The sequence below is a fragment of the Tardiphaga sp. OK246 genome (assembly GCF_900188215.1).
Classification (GTDB): Bacteria; Pseudomonadota; Alphaproteobacteria; order Rhizobiales; family Xanthobacteraceae; genus Tardiphaga; species Tardiphaga robiniae.
In genome coordinates this window covers 329,048-344,330 of the sequence record NZ_FZOX01000002.1, presented here as the reverse complement: position 1 = coordinate 344,330, position 15,283 = coordinate 329,048, and the positions used below count along the sequence as shown (strand labels likewise).

At 61.6% G+C, this 15,283-nt stretch carries 17 protein-coding genes; 8 read left to right on the top strand and 9 right to left on the bottom strand.

The window, feature by feature from the left end:
• Positions 1–753, bottom strand: coding sequence for a pyridoxamine 5'-phosphate oxidase family protein (locus tag CHC01_RS09015; protein ID WP_502695638.1), 753 nt, complete (start codon positions 751–753; stop codon positions 1–3).
• Between the two features lie 73 nt (positions 754–826).
• Here CHC01_RS09015 and pdxR point away from each other — a divergent pair, with 73 nt between their 5' ends.
• The 3 genes from pdxR (at position 827) to CHC01_RS09005 (ending at position 2,853) form a co-directional block, all read left to right on the top strand.
• Complete coding sequence (gene pdxR, locus CHC01_RS09010; protein ID WP_089263985.1) at positions 827–2,320, top strand: MocR-like pyridoxine biosynthesis transcription factor PdxR; 1,494 nt, start codon at positions 827–829, stop codon at positions 2,318–2,320.
• Between the two features lie 121 nt (positions 2,321–2,441).
• Positions 2,442–2,594 carry a hypothetical protein gene (locus CHC01_RS32280; protein ID WP_165826841.1) on the top strand — a complete coding sequence of 51 codons (153 nt, stop codon included), beginning with the start codon at positions 2,442–2,444 and terminating at the stop codon, positions 2,592–2,594.
• A gap of 13 nt (positions 2,595–2,607) precedes the next feature.
• Positions 2,608–2,853: a DUF6719 family protein gene (locus tag CHC01_RS09005; RefSeq protein WP_089263984.1), complete on the top strand. Its 246-nt coding sequence runs from the start codon at positions 2,608–2,610 to the stop codon at positions 2,851–2,853.
• A 15-nt stretch (positions 2,854–2,868) separates the two neighbouring features.
• Here the strand turns inward: CHC01_RS09005 and CHC01_RS09000 are convergent, their stop codons facing one another.
• From CHC01_RS09000 to CHC01_RS32275, 4 genes are all read right to left on the bottom strand, one after another.
• Positions 2,869–3,705: an SDR family NAD(P)-dependent oxidoreductase gene (locus CHC01_RS09000; RefSeq protein ID WP_244558278.1), complete on the bottom strand. Its 837-nt coding sequence runs from the start codon at positions 3,703–3,705 to the stop codon at positions 2,869–2,871.
• Positions 3,705–4,154 (bottom strand): nuclear transport factor 2 family protein, encoded by a 450-nt coding sequence (locus CHC01_RS08995; protein ID WP_089263983.1) that lies wholly within the window; start codon positions 4,152–4,154, stop codon positions 3,705–3,707. The genes CHC01_RS09000 and CHC01_RS08995 overlap by 1 nt, the downstream gene beginning before the upstream one ends.
• A 175-nt stretch (positions 4,155–4,329) precedes the next feature.
• Positions 4,330–4,716, bottom strand: coding sequence for a hypothetical protein (locus CHC01_RS08990; protein WP_089263982.1), 387 nt, complete (start codon positions 4,714–4,716; stop codon positions 4,330–4,332).
• 47 nt (positions 4,717–4,763) lie between these two features.
• Entirely contained in the window at positions 4,764–4,925 is a 162-nt protein-coding gene (locus CHC01_RS32275) for a hypothetical protein (protein ID WP_176454539.1), read from the bottom strand.
• 332 nt (positions 4,926–5,257) lie between these two features.
• On the opposite strand from CHC01_RS32275, the gene CHC01_RS08985 reads away from it, so the two are divergent.
• Positions 5,258–5,503, top strand: a complete 246-nt coding sequence (locus CHC01_RS08985; RefSeq protein ID WP_089263981.1) for a hypothetical protein — start codon at positions 5,258–5,260, stop codon at positions 5,501–5,503.
• A gap of 36 nt (positions 5,504–5,539) precedes the next feature.
• Here the strand turns inward: CHC01_RS08985 and CHC01_RS08980 are convergent, their stop codons facing one another.
• Positions 5,540–6,055 (bottom strand): CreA family protein, encoded by a 516-nt coding sequence (locus CHC01_RS08980; protein WP_176454574.1) that lies wholly within the window; start codon positions 6,053–6,055, stop codon positions 5,540–5,542.
• A gap of 229 nt (positions 6,056–6,284) precedes the next feature.
• On the opposite strand from CHC01_RS08980, the gene CHC01_RS08975 reads away from it, so the two are divergent.
• The 4 genes from CHC01_RS08975 to CHC01_RS08960 all read left to right on the top strand — a co-directional run bounded on the left by CHC01_RS08975 (position 6,285) and on the right by CHC01_RS08960 (position 10,252).
• Positions 6,285–7,922, top strand: a complete 1,638-nt coding sequence (locus CHC01_RS08975; RefSeq protein ID WP_349636612.1) for a L,D-transpeptidase — start codon at positions 6,285–6,287, stop codon at positions 7,920–7,922.
• A gap of 97 nt (positions 7,923–8,019) precedes the next feature.
• Positions 8,020–8,595, top strand: coding sequence for a glutathione peroxidase (locus CHC01_RS08970; RefSeq protein ID WP_089263978.1), 576 nt, complete (start codon positions 8,020–8,022; stop codon positions 8,593–8,595).
• A 150-nt stretch (positions 8,596–8,745) separates the two neighbouring features.
• Entirely contained in the window at positions 8,746–9,672 is a 927-nt protein-coding gene (locus CHC01_RS08965; protein ID WP_089263977.1) for a polysaccharide deacetylase family protein, read from the top strand.
• Between the two features lie 22 nt (positions 9,673–9,694).
• Positions 9,695–10,252 carry a dihydrofolate reductase family protein gene (locus tag CHC01_RS08960; RefSeq protein WP_089263976.1) on the top strand — a complete coding sequence of 186 codons (558 nt, stop codon included), beginning with the start codon at positions 9,695–9,697 and terminating at the stop codon, positions 10,250–10,252.
• 7 nt (positions 10,253–10,259) lie between these two features.
• Here CHC01_RS08960 and CHC01_RS08955 read toward each other — a convergent pair whose 3' ends face one another.
• The 3 genes from CHC01_RS08955 to aspS form a co-directional block, all read right to left on the bottom strand.
• Positions 10,260–10,715, bottom strand: coding sequence for a DoxX family protein (locus tag CHC01_RS08955; RefSeq protein WP_089263975.1), 456 nt, complete (start codon positions 10,713–10,715; stop codon positions 10,260–10,262).
• A 197-nt stretch (positions 10,716–10,912) separates the two neighbouring features.
• The gene (locus CHC01_RS08950) at positions 10,913–13,222 is read right to left on the bottom strand and encodes an NADP-dependent malic enzyme (RefSeq protein ID WP_089263974.1); all 2,310 of its coding nucleotides are present in this window, start codon (positions 13,220–13,222) and stop codon (positions 10,913–10,915) included.
• A 67-nt stretch (positions 13,223–13,289) separates the two neighbouring features.
• The gene (gene aspS, locus CHC01_RS08945) at positions 13,290–15,062 is read right to left on the bottom strand and encodes an aspartate--tRNA ligase (protein ID WP_089263973.1); all 1,773 of its coding nucleotides are present in this window, start codon (positions 15,060–15,062) and stop codon (positions 13,290–13,292) included.
• Positions 15,063–15,283 lie beyond the last annotated feature (221 nt).

Here is a 15,283-nt window from a genome sequence, read left to right as displayed (position 1 = left end):
TTACCCCTTCGGGTACTGCAGAAAATAGGCATCTGTCAGCGCATCTTCGAGCAGCCGGCCTTCCGAATATGCTTGCAAGGATGCCGGCCGTTCGACGCCGGGCAACAACCGCGGACACGGCTCCGGCGCACCGATCACCGTCCTCACCGGAATGCGCTCGGCATAGATCGGCAGTTCGTAATCCTCGTCATCGTCAGCCACGCCCTTGGCGCGAATTTTTGCCGACGCCTCCTCGATCTCCATGGCGATAAAGGACGTCGCCTTCATCTCCTGTGCCGTGGTCTCGCGCAGACTTGCCGTACGATCCGGAAAGAAACGGTCGACCATGGCGATGCCAGCCTGCTCCTTCTCGTCGGGATCGGTGACGAGATAAGCGTTTCCGAATGCCATCACCGCACGGTAGTCCGCCGAATGATTGAAGCCGCAACGTGCCAGCACGAGGCTGTCGAGAAAGGCCACCGTGAGACAGACGCGTTGCTGCGCGGTCTGGTTCTTCAGCATGCGGCTCGCGCTACTGCCGTGCCAGTACAGTTTCGTGCCTTCGCGCCAGAAGAAGGTCGGCGTGCAATAGGGCTGCCCGTCGATCACATAGGACACATGGCACATCATCGATGCGTCCAGAATTTGATGCACGGTCTCGTGGTCGTAGAAGCCGCGGTCATGGCGTCGCTTCACGCGATTGCGCGCCGTGAGCGGATATGACGCGATGTCTGCGTTCGTCGGTTCAGCGGTCTTCAGTTGGGCTGTGGTCACGGCAATCCCCCGTCAATTGGAAGTGTTCGAATGTGTTGTACCGCCGCATTTGGTCTGCGATAGTGCCAATTCCATGCGAAAAATTCCGACCAATTTGGCGAAGCCAATTCCGAAACCCGAGCTACCGCTCGATCTCACGGGCGCACATATCACCGAAGGATCGTCCTCGCAGGATCGGCTCTATCAGGCGCTGTGCCATGCCATCACCGGCGGCGTTGCCAAACCCGGCGAAGCTCTGCCGCCATCGCGTATCCTTGCGAAGCAAACCGGTTTTCAACGCAATGCCGTCACCAATGCCTATGAGCGTCTAATCGCCGATGGCTTTGCCGTCGCACACGTCGGCTCCGGCACCTTCGTCGCCGCGCGGATTCCGACGCGGAGTAGCAGCAAGCCGACAAAGGCCATCGCCATCGACGCGCCGCAGCGGGGCACGCTCGCTCTCGGCTGTACCGATATCGACGAACAGGCGCTGCGCCGTTTTCGCGCTTTCGCCGGCCGCCGCCTGCGCGCTTTCGGCGCCGAGCATCTGCACTACGGCGATCCCCGCGGCAGTCATGAACTACGCACCGCCATCGCCAATCATCTTCTGTCAGCGCGCGGGCTGCGCTGCGATCCCGATCAGATCATGCTGACATCGGGCACACAGCACGGGCTGCGCATCGTGCTGTCAGCCATTCTCAAGCCAGGCGAACAGATCTGGTGCGAGGACCCCGGTTACCCCGCCGCACGAAAATCGATCGAACATTGCGGCGCCCGGCCGGTGTCGGTGCCGGTCGATGACTTCGGCCTGATCGTCGCCAGGGGCCGTGCCACGGCGCCATCTGCGCGCGCGGCCTATGTCACGCCCTCGCATCAATTTCCACTCGGCGTGCAAATGGCGATGCCGCGGCGTCTTGAATTGCTCGACTGGGCGAAGGACGCCGGCGCATGGATCTTCGAAGACGATTACGACAGCGAGTTTCGCTATGACGGCGCGCCGTTGCTGTCGCTCGCCGGCATCGATCACCTGCAACGCGTGATCTATATGGGCACGTTTGCCAAGACTCTGTTTCCCGGTCTGCGCATCGGCTACTGCGCCCTGCCCGAACGCCTGATTGGCCCGGTCACGACGGCGCGCGCGGCGATGGACCGCTTTCCCGGCACATTGATGGAAGGCGCCGTCGCCGACATGTTGAACTCCGGCGCCTTCGCGGCCAACCTGCGCAAGATGCGGAACATCTATCGCGAGGCGCGCGACGCTCTGGCGACAACGTTGACGGATGCGTCGGACGGGCAACTGACCGTGCCGGTGCCGTCACAGGGCCTGCATCTGGTGGCGAAGTTCGCGCCCGCGACGTCGCTTGAGATCGCCGCAAAGGCCAAGGCTGCAGCCGGCGTCGAGGGCTGGTTGCTGGCTGACACCTATCTGCGCGCCCGCCCTGCGCCGGGCTTCGTGCTCGGCTTCGCCGGCCATCCCATTCGTGAGCTTGTCACATCGGCGGAAAGACTGGCGAAAGCCTCAGCGGCGAGTTTGCGCGCCCACCGCAAGCCTGCAGCAAAGACGCGTGGAACCCGCGTGGGGGGCTAAAACTTGAGGCTGGCTGGCACTCAATGCCGGCAACCGCTGCGCTTCTAGAATCGGATGCGCATCCCTACAATCCAGGCAGACAAAATGCCCAGCAGGCAGATCTGCCCCCAACGGAGACCTCATGTCCGGCAATCGCAACGTGCTCTATCTGATCATCGGCGCGCTGATCGTCGGCATCGGCGTGCTCGGCTACAATCTCTACCAGACCAAGAAAGAACCCAGCGGGCTGCAGATCAATGTCGGCCCCGACGGCCTCAAGATCCAGAACAAGTAATAAAGGTCGCACAATGCGCTCGGCAATTTGGCTATCAGGAATTCTGGCTTCGCTTGCGTTAGCGACGCCGGCGCTTGCGATCGATCAGGTCAACCGCGAACAGGACATTGTTGATGTCCGCCTCGGCCAGCGCATTCTGGTCGATGACGGCTCTTGCCCCACCGGCCAGATCAAGGAAGTGTCCGGCACGACGCTGACCACGTCCGGTGTGACGCGTGTTCGCAAATGCGTTCCCCGCGCGGGCACCAAGACGCGCTAGTCGAAGACATGCTCATCAATGCCGCAGCGGCTCGCTTGGCGGCACCGGTGAACCGGTCTGGCCCACACTCGCACCGCCATCGATCGCTAGCGTAATCCCTGTGATCCAGCGGGCCTCGTCGCTGGCAAGAAACAGAACACCATAGCCGATATCCCAGCCGGTCCCTTCGGTGCCCAGCAGTGTGCCCGCTGCGCGCGCCTTGCGCATCTCATCGCTCATGCCACGCGACGCCACCATCGGCGTATAGACCGTGCCGGGCGCGATGCAGTTGACGCGAATGCCGTCGCGGCCGTGATGTGCCGCCATCGCTCTGGTGAGGCCGATCACCGCCGATTTCGACGTTGGATACAACAAGCTCGGATGGCCACCACGCAGGCCGGCGATCGACGTCAGGTTGATAATCGAGCCGCCGCCGGATTTCATCATTTCCGGAATCGCATACTTCGCCATCAGCATCATTGAGGCAACGTTGATACGCATGGCGCCGTCCCAGGCGCGGTCGTCGACCTCGATGGCGTCGCCGCGCGGCCCGGTGAGGCCAACATTGTTGACGAGGATATCAAGACGGCCAAAGCCTTCGACGGTGCGTTCGACGATCGCCTCGCATGACGCGCGATCACTGACATCGCCGTCATAGATCTGCGTGATGCCGCCCTCCACAGCGATCAATCGCGCGGTTTCTTCGGCAGCGTCTACGTCGGTGTCGACCAACGCGACGCGCGCGCCATGCCGCGCCAACAACACCGCTGCGGCACGTCCGTTGCCAATGCCATCGCCGCGGGAACCCGCACCGGTGATAATGGCGACCTTGCCTTTCAATCGATCGTCACGCTGGGGCTGCGCCATATCCATCAGAACATGCCGTTGGTGTTAGCGGATTTTTCCGGGATCGGCTGAACGGCATCCCAATGTTCGACGATCTTGCCGTTCTCAAGCTTGAAGATGTCGATGATCGCGTTACCGCGCGTGCCCTTTTCGCGCACGGCATGCACATGCAGGATCACATAGTCGCCGTCGGCGAAGACCTGCTTGATCTCGCTATGCGAGTCCGGGAATTTCTCCCGCAGGAAACCAATAAAGCCTTTGAAGCCCTCGATGCCGTCAGCCGCATTGGGATTGTGCTGAACGTAACGCGGACCGAAATATTTGGATGCCGCCTCGAAGTCCTTTTGATTGAGGCCCTTCTCATAGAATTCGACGACGGTTTTCTTGTTGGCTTCCTGGGTGCTGGCATCTGCAGCTAACGCCGCGCCGGTCAGAAATATCGAGACACACGTCAAGCCGATCGAAACAAATCGCATAAAAAATCCCTCGGTTCCCACCAATTCAATTAGTAGCGAATCCACCCACCTAACGGTGGTGTAGCAAAACGCTATCATCGGCAGTAACGGGATGACGAGAGGGAAAGACAGAAATCCGCTATCATTTTGGCGCGACAACGCAGCGCAAAAAGATCACGCGAACTAACTGAGTGGTTCAATCCAGCGGCGCCGGATCATACATGCATTGCAGGGTCGGCTTCGCGATCTGCGTGAAGGTCGCGCTGATCATCGACTGCTTCGATGCCGGGATCCAGTCCTTCTCGATCGTAGGTACGCCGCGCTCACTGATGCCCCGCAGCAGTGCCTCGCGCAAATCAGCGTCTTCCACCGTTGCCACGGCGTGGTCATGCAGGCAGCCGCACACTTCTTCCGGATGCGCCCAGCGCCCGACCATATGCGGCGAGCACAAACGAACGAACTCGCCACGCTGGTCCGGCAACTTCCGCCACGACCAGATCTGCGCCTGCGCTGCACTTCCCGTGATGGAACTTGCAAGGGTGGCAGCGACAACAATGGCGGTCAGAAAACGTGGTCGGGTCATTTCAAAACTTTTCTTGTTGTTTCTCGGGTGTCCACCCGCGATCGAAATCAGCGTGCGTAGGCAACGACCATTGGCGCAACAGCGCCGATCACGGGCGAACCGGTAAAGGCGAAGGTGCCGATACCCGGCAGGTTACCCTCAATGGAACCGGCCATCGACGGGCCAGCCAGGATGAAGGCGAAAGCGAGGATGAAGCTGATGGTACGCATCTGACGTCTCCAATTCGGCAGCTGCCCCCCGCGTCGTTGGCAAATGGATAGCCAATGCGGGTTTCGGCACGTCTGCGGCCCAAGAGGAAAATGGTTTCGTCCCCCTGCTGAATTGTTTCGTGGCGCCCATGCCGACGACACAATCCGGGCGGCAAATCTGCGAACGGCTTAGAAAGAACGCCTTGGAAAGGATGTCTCGAAAGTTCGTCCGGCTGTCGCACGCCCTTAACAAAACTGAACCGAAACGCGGCTAAAGCGACTTCAGGAGAGCGTATGCAACCTTTTCAGGCGACTGCGCGTTTCTGTTCACCTCGAAGAGAAGGAATGCAGTCGTGGGAACTGGCAACAACGACGTTGGCAAGGATACCCCGATCAGCGCCCCCGGACGGCCACTGGTCTCCACGGTACACTCGCGCGCCAAATGCCAAGGCGCCATGTCGCAGCAGGGCTACGGCTCACACGGCAACGAGTGCTATCCGCAGCAGCTGGTCCAGCTCGTAGGCTATCGTGACCCGCAGCCGCAGCAGTCATGGGACCGCTTGCGCACGAAACGCGTCGTCACCCACTCCGCCGAATAGCGAAGCAGGGCTAAGTTCTAGCGGCCAAGAGTTCGCTTATTTGATGAAGTCGCCGCATTTCTGCACGGCGGCGTCTGACTGCCCCCAGGGCATGATCGGAACTGATGACGTCGAGTTCTTCGGCGAACCCTCGATGATCCGGTCCGAATAGACCATGTAAACCAGCACGTTTCGCTTGGCGTCGCAGCCGCGGACGATTTGCATTTTCTTGAAAAAAAGGCTGCGGCGCTGCCGGAACATATCCTCGCCCTGATCGCTCTTGGCCTTGAACGTAATCGGGCCGATCTGCCGGCACGCGAGCGAGATGTCCGAGACTTCTTCGGCCAGACCGAGCCAGCCCTTGAAGCCACCTTTTTCCGGCACGGTGAAGTGGCAGGCGACGCCTTCGACTTCAGGGTCATCGACGCCATAGGTCGCCAGCTTGTCGTTCGGACTGAGCCATTTGAACACGGTGGAGCGCCGAAAGATCAGATCCGGCTCGTCCGCAGCGTGTGCCGGGACAATTGCAAACACCGCGAATGCCGAAAGCGCCAGGACGCCGCGCCGCAACATCTTGATGAGCCCGCCAGATCCATTAAACGTCATGCAACTCTCCGTGACCGATCCAGAATATGTAGGCATTCCAACCGGATTCGGAAGCCAGGATGCCCCTCTGTTAATTCAATGTGAGGCTTTTTTGCTAGGCTGATCCCGACTCAGCGGTAGCCAGATCACTCATGCTGGTGAACCCATCTCGCGCCTGCGAGACTAATGTTTTCAGATGGATTCGAGGATATTGGACGTGGGTGCATTTCAATTGTCGCGGGGATCAAAGGACAAGAGCCGTTTTCTGAGCAGCACGATTTTTTCCGGCAGCTTCCTGCGGATTGCACTCGTCGCCATGGCCGGCATGACCGTGGCGATGCCTGCCGATGCCGCGGTGTTCTGGACCGACGAAAACCCAATGATCATGCGGGAGATCGAACCGCCGGCGCCGCAACCGCAGCAGCGCCAGAAAAAGCTGAAGCGCCTTGGCGCCAGACTTGAGAAACAGGTCAAGGAACACACCAAGCCGGTCGGCCCGCTGGTGATCGCCATCTCGATCGAGCGACAGTCCCTGCGGGTGTTCGACGCAAACGGCCTGTTCGCGGAAACGCCGGTCTCCACCGGCATGCGCGGCCATTCGACGCCCATGGGCGTGTTCAGCATCATCCAGAAGAACAAATGGCACCGCTCCAACATCTATAGTGGCGCGCCGATGCCCTACATGCAGCGTATCACCTGGTCGGGCATTGCTTTGCATGCCGGCGCGCTGCCAGGCTATCCGGCGTCCCACGGCTGCATCCGCATGCCGATGGCCTTTGCGACCAAAATCTGGGGCTGGACCCGCATGGGCGCCCGCGTGATCATCGCGCCCGGCGAGATCTCTCCTGCGGAAATTTCGCATCCGCTGCTCGCCGCTCAGAAAATCGCGCCGGGTCCGGTCGCGGCAGCGGCGCCTCAAGACGTCCAGACATCGCCAAAGGCTGATAAGGCATCGGCAGATGTGAAGCTACAAGACCTCGGTCTGAGGCCATCAGCCGCCGACCGCGCCAAGACTCAGGACAAGACCCAGACCGCCGATGCCAGCAATGCGATGACAAAACCGGCGCCTGCGACTGTGATGTCGGACGCCACACCTGCAAAGGTCGAAACCGCCGTCAAAGCCGCCGAGCCCGAGATCATGACGCGCCGCGATCTCGACGCCGCGATCGCCAAGGTCGTCGAATTGCCGACCCCCGAGGTCAAATCGGCAGAGACCGTCGCGGAAGCGCCAGCCAAGCTTGAGCCTGCCAAGACGGAAGCCCCGAAGGCGGAAATCGCAAAAGCTGATGTCGCACCGGTCGCCGCCAGCGTGCCCGACGCCAAGAAGGACGAAACGCGCCCTGCGGATGCAGCGAAGGCCGAAATGTCTACGGCCTCCCCGGCGCCCGCTGCCGATGCGACGCCAAAGCGGTCCGGCCAGATTGCTGTGCTGGTCAGCGGCAAGGACGGCAAGCTCTATGTGCGGCAGAATTTCGCGCCGCTGTTCGAGACGCCGATCGCCATCAAGCCCAGCGATCGCCCGCTCGGCACTCACATCTTTACCGCCCGCACCGACAAGGATGATGCCAAGGCATTTCACTGGACCACAGTCTCGCTGCCTGCCGTCCCGCATCGCGCCGACGAGGACGACAATGTTTCGCGTCGCCGCAAATCCACTGGTGCCGTTGAGGTGAAAGCCCGACCGCTGCCGAACAGCGCCGCCGAAGCGCTTGACCGCCTGACGATCCCCGCGGACGCCATGGCACAGATTACCGAAGCGCTCACGAGTGGCGGCTCCATCGTGGTGTCCGATCAGGGCATTACCGCCGGCGGCGAGACCGGCCAGGGCACCGAATTCGTGGTGCCGCTGCGCTAGCCTCGTTCACTCCGGCCCTGTAACAGCTTGTTGAGTGCGTCATCTCGGAGATGACGCTACTCTGCTCGCGACACAGGCTGGGCTACGACGAATGGCGATGATCAATCGCAGGCAGATACTGACAACGGTATTGGGCGCGGCAAGTGCTGTGGCGGTCGCGCGTCACGCCTCGGCGCAAGGCGCCGTGAGCCGCATGACCGCCTATGGCTTCGCGTTTCCCGGCCTCAAGGGTGGCGACATCAAACTTGCCGACTATGCAGGCCGCCCGATCATGGTGGTCAATACCGCCTCGCAATGCGGCTTCACCCCGCAATATGCCGGGCTTCAGACACTGTGGACCGAGTTCCGCGAGCGCGGCTTGATGATTGTCGGCGTACCGTCCAATGACTTCGGCGGACAGGAGCCGGGCAGCGCCAAGGAGATCGCCGACATTGCCGAGGGACATTTCGGTATCGGCTTCCCGATGGCCGCCAAGACCGTCGTGAAGGGACCGAACGCACACCCGTTCTACAAATGGGCGGCAGAGGCACGGCCGCGCGACCTGCCGCGGTGGAACTTCCACAAATATCTGGTCGGACGCGATGGCTACCTCACCGACTCCTTTGCCTCCGAATTCGAACCGACCGACACACGCATCAAGACCGCCGTCGGACGCGCCCTGACCGCGGCTTGAGCGGTTCAATGTCGATCCGGGCACTGACTGGGGATAAGGGCCGTTGCCATAGCGGTACCGCCTGAAATCGCGCTAGAATTGCGGCCACGACCATCTGGATCAGCCCGGCCACCTCGCTGACGACGCTGGTCGCAGGTCAAGGGGAACGTGATGCGCAGTGCGGCAGGTCTGATTTTTGCGAGCGCGATTTCATTGTGGGCGGCAGGCGCACAGGCGCAGGCACCCAAAGCCGGAGCCCCCGCGGCAACGCCTGCGCCGCCACCCGCCGCTGCACCTGCCCCCGCCAAATCGACCTGCGCCAATCCCGATGCGCTCGGCGTCAGCCGTGTGGTCGAGATCGACACGACGGGCGGTCCGGGCTTCGGCTTCGAACATTTCAAGCAGCTCGACTTCCTGCGCGACAAGGAAGTGGTGCTGACCTTCGACGATGGTCCATGGCAGACCACAACGCCGACCGTGTTGAAGACGCTGGCCGACGAATGCGTCAAGGCAGTGTTCTTCCCGATCGGCAAGCACGCTACCTATTATCCGGAGGTGCTCAAGCAGGTCGCTGCGGCCGGCCATACCATCGGCGGACACACCTGGGCCCATATCGCGCTGACCAACAAGAAACTGACCCAGCAGCAGCGCATCGATGAAATCGAGAAAGGCTTCAGCGCCGTGAAGTGGGCACTCGGCTCAGCCCCCGCACCGTTCTTCCGCGCTCCGGCGCTGCAGCACCCGCCGGAAATCGTCACCTATCTCGGCACGCGCAACATGGCGATCTTCTCCTGTGACATCGACTCGTTCGACTTCAAGACGCGCAAGTCCGAACAGGTCATCACCAATGTGATGACCAAGCTCGACAAGCTCGGCAAGGGTATCATCCTGATGCACGACTTCCAGAAGCACACCGCCGAAGCGCTGCCGACCCTGCTGCGCAAGCTCAAGGCCGGTGGCTACAAGGTCGTGCATATGCGGGCCAAGGCGCCCGTACAGACCATCGCGTCCTATGATGAAGCGATCGTCAAGGACGCCAAGCTGCCGACGGTCAGCAGCCGTCCTGTGAACAGCGTCGTCCAGACGATCTCGGAATAATGAGGACGCGTCGACGCCCCTGATGCCCGCATTTCGTTTCAACGGCTACGTCATCGCCTCGGCGGACGGCATGCTCGCCGACGCAAGTGGCGTGATGCCCGATACCCTCAAATTTCCCGGCGACCTCGCCTTTTTCACCGCAGGTCTCGACCGTGCCGATCTGATCGTGCACGGCAGGCATTCGTTCGAGGATCAGCCGAACTCACCGAAACGCAAGCGTATCATCGTCAGCCGCAGCATCGCTGCCATAGGCCCCGATCCCGAAAACAACAAAGCCACGCTGTGGAATCCGGCCGGCGCATCTTTCGAAGACGCTTGCGCGCATGCGGGCGTTTATGCCGGCACCGTCGCCGTCATCGGCGGCCCCAGCGTATTCGAGATGTTCTTTGATCGCATCGACGTGTTTTGGCTGTCGCAGGCGCCGCATGTCCGCCTGCCCGGCGGCGAGGGATGCTTCCCCGGCGTCCCCGAACGATCACCGCAGGACATTCTCTCCAGTCACGGCCTGCAAGCGAGCGAGGTCCAGATCCTCGACTCCGCGCATGAAGTCACAGTAACGGCCTGGCGGCGGGTGTCCTGAGCGAGGACTATACTTCGTTGTAGCCGCCCGGCAGCCGCGCGCTGCGGCCGATACCGGCGATCATGAAGAGGCCGCCGATCAGCGACAGGTTCTTCAGCGCGTGGATCATCTGGTTCTTGGCCTCAGGGCCTGTCAGGTTCCAGAAGTCGTGGAAGTAGAACGTTGCGGCCATCACGAACAGCACCAGCACCAGGGCGAAGAAGCGCGCGCCCAGATTCAGCGCGACGAGGATACCGCCGACCAGTTCCAGTGTCGCAACGGCGATTGCAAGAATCTGCTTCAATTCCATGCCCGCCAGCCCTTCGAGCTGTGTCGCATAGGGCGTCACGACCGCAGGGATCGTCGGGATAACCTTGTTCGCGATCGCATCTGCTGTTGCGCTGAGGTCGAGAAACTTGGATGCGCCGGACGCAATGAAGATCACGGCAAAGAGAATGCGCCCGAAAGTAATAAACGCTGGCATTGGTCGGCCTCGCTGGACTACAATAAATACTTGTCGAAATACGTGACGAGTATGATCATTCCATCACATTTTTCAAACGAACAAATGGATGACCTCGTTGGCGTCATCCATTTGTCGCGATGCTTCTCAGATTGGCGAACTATCCAAAAGCGCAATAGCCGGGCAGCATCCAGCCAGCGCGAGGCTGACTGAACGCGCTAGCCGAATAGGCTCGCCTGCGGACGCCCTGCACGCTCCTGCGCCTCGACAGCCGCAACCGCCGTCATGTTGAGGATACCACGCGCTGTCACCCCCGGCGTCAGGATATGCGCCGGACGCGCCGGGCCGATCAAGATCGGGCCGACCGGGAGCGCATCCGCCAGCGTCTTGATCATCTGATAAGCGACATTGGCGGCATCGAGCGTCGGCATGATGAGGACATTCGCCGAGCCCTCGAGTTTCGAATGCGGCAGCACGATCTTGCGGGCCGCTTCCGACAACGCGGTGTCGCCCTGCATTTCGCCATCGGACTCGATTTCAGGATGCTTCTCACGCAGCAATGCTGCGGCGCGGCGCATCTTGCGCGAAGAGTCCGTATCGTAGCTGCCAAAGTCAGAATGCGACACGAAAGCGATCTTCGGCTTCATGGCGAAGCGCTGCACGTGGTTGGCAGCGAGCGCCGCGATTTCCGCGAGTTCTTCCGCGCTCGGATTCGGACGCACCTGCGTATCAGCGATGAAGTGCGCACCCTTGCTGGTGATCATCAGCGACAGCGCTGCAAAATCGCTGACGCCCGGCAGGAAGCCGATGATCTCGCGCACATGGCGCAGATGGCTCATGTAGCGGCCTTCGACGCCGCAGATCATTGCATCCGCCTCGCCGCGGATCACGGCGAGCGCGGCGATCACCGTCGCATTGGTGCGGACGACCGTGCGCGCCGCATCCGGCGTCACGCCGCGACGGCCGGCCACGTCGATATAGGACTGCACGTAAGAGCGATAACGCGGATCGTCCTCGGGATTGATCAGGTCGAAATCCTGGCCGGCCTGGATCGCCAGACCGAACCGCTTGATGCGGGCTTCGACGACCGACGGACGGCCAACGAGGATCGGACGCGCCAGCTTCTCTTCCAGCACCACCTGCACGGCGCGCAGCACGCGCTCGTCTTCGCCTTCGGCATAAATCACGCGCACCGGCTGGGTCTTTGCCTTCGCGAAGACCGGCTTCATCACCAGACCGGAGCGGAATGCGAAACGCTCGAGACCTGCGGTGTATTCCTCGAAATTGGCGATCGGGCGCGAGGCCACGCCGGATTCCATCGCCGCCTTGGCGACGGCCGGCGCGATGCGCAGGATCAGGCGTGGATCGAACGGGCTCGGGATCAGCGACCCCGGACCGAAGCCCTGGGTCTCGTTGTCGAAGCCGGCGGTCACAGCATCCGACGGCGGGTCTTGCGCAAGCTGCGCGATGGCATCGACGGCAGCGATCTTCATCGCCTCATTGATCGCCGTCGCACCACAATCGAGTGCACCGCGGAAGATGAACGGGAAACAAAGGACGTTATTGACCTGGTTCGGAAAATCCGACCGGCCGGTGCAGATCATCGCGTCCGGGCGTGCCTTGCGCGCTTCGTCCGGCATGATCTCCGGCGTCGGATTGGCCAGCGCCATCACCAGCGGCTTGTCGGCCATCGCCTTGACCATCTCGGGCTTCAGCACGCCCGGAGCGGAGACGCCCAAGAAAATATCGGCGCCGGCGATGACATCGCCCAGCACGCGCGCATCGGTCTTCTGCGCATAGACCGCCTTCCAGCGATCCATCAGGGTGTTGCGGCCCTCATGCACGACACCGTCGATATCGCAGACCCAGATGTTCTTCTTCTGCGCGCCCAGCGACACCAGAAGATTGAGACAGGCGATCGCCGCAGCGCCAGCACCCGAGCAGACGATCTTGACGTTCTTTATGTTCTTGCCGTTGAGCAGCAGCGCATTCTTGATCGCGGCGCCGACGATGATGGCGGTGCCATGCTGATCGTCGTGAAACACCGGGATCTTCATGCGCTCTTTAAGCTGCGCCTCGATCTCGAAACATTCCGGACCCTTGATGTCCTCAAGGTTGATGCCACCGAAGGTCGGCTCCAGTGCCGAGACGACCTCGACCACGCGCTCGATGGTGTCGGCGGCGATCTCGATGTCGAACACGTCGATGCCGGCGAATTTCTTGAAGAGGACCGCCTTGCCTTCCATCACCGGCTTCGAGGCCAGCGGGCCGATATTCCCGAGACCAAGCACGGCCGTGCCGTTGGAGACGACAGCCACGAGATTGGCGCGCGAGGTCAGCGACGCCGCTTCATTGGGGTCGGCTGCGATCGCGAGACACGGCGCGGCCACGCCCGGCGAATAGGCCAGCGCCAGATCACGCTGGTTGGCAAGCGGCTTGGTAGCCTGGATTTCGAGCTTACCCGGCTTGGGAAGGCGGTGATAGGCAAGCGCCGCGCGCGAGAGATCGTCAGAAGATGAAGAAGACATGCGTGCTCCCGCGCGTCATAAAACAAAAGTTAGGTAGAAGGGCGTTTCTTCTTGTTGGTTTGCCGGACTACTTGTCCTGCAGATTGAGACGGATATGCGCTTCACGCAACTGCTTCGGCGAAGCCTCTGACGGTGCGCCCATCAACAAATCTTCAGCACGCTGGTTCATCGGGAAGAGCGAGATCTCGCGCAGGTTGTTCGTACCGCAGAGCAGCATCACGATACGATCGACGCCTGCCGCCATGCCGCCATGGGGCGGTGCGCCGTACTGGAAGGCGCGATACATGCCGCCGAAGCGCTCGACCACCGTCTCCTCGCCATAACCGGCGATCTCGAACGCCTTCACCATGGCTTCCGGCTTGTGATTACGGATGCCGCCCGACGCGATCTCGTAGCCGTTGCAGGTGATGTCGTACTGGAAGGCCTTGATGGTCAGCGGATCCTGCCCGACCAGCGCATCCATGCCACCCTGCGGCATCGAGAACGGGTTGTGCGAGAAGTCGACCTTCTTGTCGTCCTCGTTGTACTCGTACATCGGGAAATCGACGATCCAGGCCAGCGCAAAGCGCTCCTTGTCGATCAGGTTCAGCTCTTCGCCGACCTTGGTGCGTGCGAGACCGGCGAACTTGTAGAATTTCTCGGGATCGCCCGCGACGAAGAACGCGGCATCGCCGGCCTTCAGGCCGAGCTGCTGACGGATCGCTTCAGTGCGCTCCGGTCCGATGTTGTTGGCCAAGGGACCAGCGCCCTCACCGCCTTCACGCCACATGATGTAACCGAGGCCCGGCTGGCCTTCGCCCTGCGCCCAGGAATTCATGCGGTCGCAGAATGCACGGCTGCCGCCACCGGGACCGGGGATCGCCCAGACCTGATTCTTATCGTCTTCGAGCATGCGCGCGAACACCTTGAAGCCGGAGCCGCGGAAGTGCTCCGCCGTGTTCTGCATCTCGATCGGGTTGCGCAGGTCCGGCTTGTCGGTGCCGTATTTGCGGAGCGACTCTGCGTAAGGAATCTTCGGCCAGTCCTTGTTGACCGGCTTGCCCTTGGCGAACTCCTCGAACACGCCGGTGATCACGGGCTGCACCGCCGCGAACACGTCTTCCTGTTCGACGAAGCTCATTTCGAGATCGAGCTGGTAGAACTCGCCCGGCAGACGATCGGCGCGCGGATCCTCGTCGCGGAAACATGGCGCAATCTGGAAATAGCGGTCGAAGCCCGACATCATCAGCAGCTGCTTGTACTGCTGCGGTGCCTGCGGCAGCGCGTAGAACTTGCCGGGATGGATGCGCGACGGCACCAGGAAGTCGCGCGCGCCTTCCGGCGACGACGCGGTGAGGATCGGCGTCTGGAATTCGAAGAAGCCCTGCTCCTTCATCCGCTTGCGCATCGAGTCGACGATGGCGCCGCGGGTCATGATGTTCGCGTGCAGCTTCTCGCGACGCAGGTCGAGGAAGCGATATTTCAGGCGAATGTCTTCCGGATAGTCCTGATCACCAAACACCGGCAGCGGCAGTTCGGCCGCGGGGCCGAGCACCTCGATGGCATCGATATAGATCTCGACATCGCCGGTGGGCAGTTCGGCATTCTCGGTGCCACCGGGACGACGACGCACCTTGCCGTCGATCTTCACGACCCATTCCGAACGCAGCGTCTCGGCGACCTTGAACGCCGGCGAGTCCGGGTCGGCGACGCATTGCGTCAGGCCGTAATGGTCGCGCAAATCGATGAAGAGCACGCCGCCATGGTCGCGGATACGATGGCACCACCCCGACAGGCGAACGGTCTGGTCGATATGGCTGTCGCGGAGCGCGCCGCAGGTGTGAGACCGGTAGCGATGCATGGGTATCCTGGAAATACGTCAGAGGGCGGAATCGGGTTCGCGATCAGGCGCGAAGCGCAGGGTTTACCCGACCGCATCCGACGCGGCAACCAAAGCTCGGCGATCAGATCGCCCGAATTTGCGGGCCGCGACTGCATCACCGGAGGCCTCCGACCGATGAATTTCGGACTACCATTTCCAAATGCAATCGAGCGATCGGAAAACCTCCCGCAACGCGGGAA